The organism is Aeromonas sp. HMWF015, from assembly GCF_963878965.1.
Classification (GTDB): domain Bacteria; phylum Pseudomonadota; class Gammaproteobacteria; order Enterobacterales; family Aeromonadaceae; genus Aeromonas; species Aeromonas veronii.
This window is the reverse complement of record NZ_CAWNZT010000191.1, coordinates 1-1,429: the sequence shown is the minus strand read 5'-3', so window position 1 is coordinate 1,429 and position 1,429 is coordinate 1. Positions and strand designations below refer to the sequence as shown.

Annotated in this window: 1 protein-coding gene; it reads right to left on the bottom strand. The window is 50.7% G+C overall.

The window, feature by feature from the left end; genetic code table 11:
- A partial coding sequence (locus AACS18_RS10110) for a tyrosine-type recombinase/integrase (protein WP_146184755.1) occupies positions 1-569 on the bottom strand: 569 nt, incomplete at its 3' end.
- Positions 570-1,429: the final 860 nt, after the last annotated feature.

Sequence of the window (1,429 nt, the reverse complement as noted above, 5' to 3'; positions counted from 1 at the left end):
ACCGGGTTTGCAGAGGTATAGCCGTGAGCCCATGCCCAAGCCATGACTGCGTGTAGACGCTGCTTAACACGGCTTGCCGTTTCCGGGATCGTCAGCCATATCGGTTGCAGGACTGAAGCGATATGAGCTGGGGTTATCGCATCAATGGAGATAGCGCCAATGGTAGGAAAGACATATTGCTCCAATGTGGTGATCCATTGTTTACCGTGTTTGGGGTTCTTCCAACCTGGTAGCAAGCTTTCGTAGACCAATCTGGCAGATGCTTCCAACGTCGGGGTTTTCGGCTTGTTCTGCTCCTGCAGCCGGACCTCTAGCGGATCCAGATTATTCGCCAGCTGTTCCCGCATTGCCTGTGCGTCTCGAGCTGCGTCAGCGATGGATATCTCGGGGTAAGTCCCGAGGCCTGCATTCCGCCGTTTCTTTGTCAGTGGGCTGACATAGCGGAATACCCACTTGCCTCTGCCCTTGACGGTAGAAGGGTGTAGCGTCAAGCCTGTAACACCACCGTGAGCAAGGGGTTTGTCTTCAGGCTTGACGTTACGAGCTTTGGTATCGGTGAGGATCGCCATCAGGTAACCTCCTTGAGAATTGAATATGCCACACAGTATGCCACCAGGTATGTGCAGTGGTAATATGTGATTGGGATGGATTGGACAGCGCTAGGTTTTAATTTGCTGATAGCAAAGGATTTTCTGGATGTGGATGGAGTCTGTTGGACTTGATTGCGGCGGGCACCTCCTCCGCCATTCATACCGAGCCCATGCAACCATGTTGCGTGGGCTTTTTGTTTGCCTGCGATTTGTCATTCCTCATAGATCTCAACACATTAGTCTTCTTCAGCGCCCCTATTAATTTTCCCACCTGCAGGCTCAATAGCCACCACAAGATCCCCCTATCAACATCGAACCTCTGCGTTCCTGCGAACATCCTTGCCCATTTTCTTATTACCCCAAACCACAACGACCCAACGCAGCGACCACGGCTCCAGCATGTTGGTACCGCCAATAACCCCTCTTCGGAATAAAGTCAGGGCCGGTTAACACCGTCATAGAAAAGCAGGGACGATGGGGTTGCGGCTTAAAAAGGGGGCGGCCAACTCAGACAGCAGAGATCCCAAGCAAGAGATCATGACGTATAGGCGATCATGGGATTCACAGGTTCTGGCGATGTCAGCCCTGCCATACAGAGTAACTGCTTTACATGAAGAAAGAGTAAAAGCGTAACATCAGGCGATTCGTTGAACCGAAAGATAACAGCGAGTAACAATAAAAACAGAAGAAAGGAATAAGTCAGGTCAAATATCAGACGATTCAATAAATTGCAGGTAATAAAAAACCCCGCTCGATGAGCGGGGTTCTTAAATTGTGTGCCTAGCAGTGTCCTACTCTCGCATGGCGAATGCCACACTACCATCGGCGCTACCGCGTTT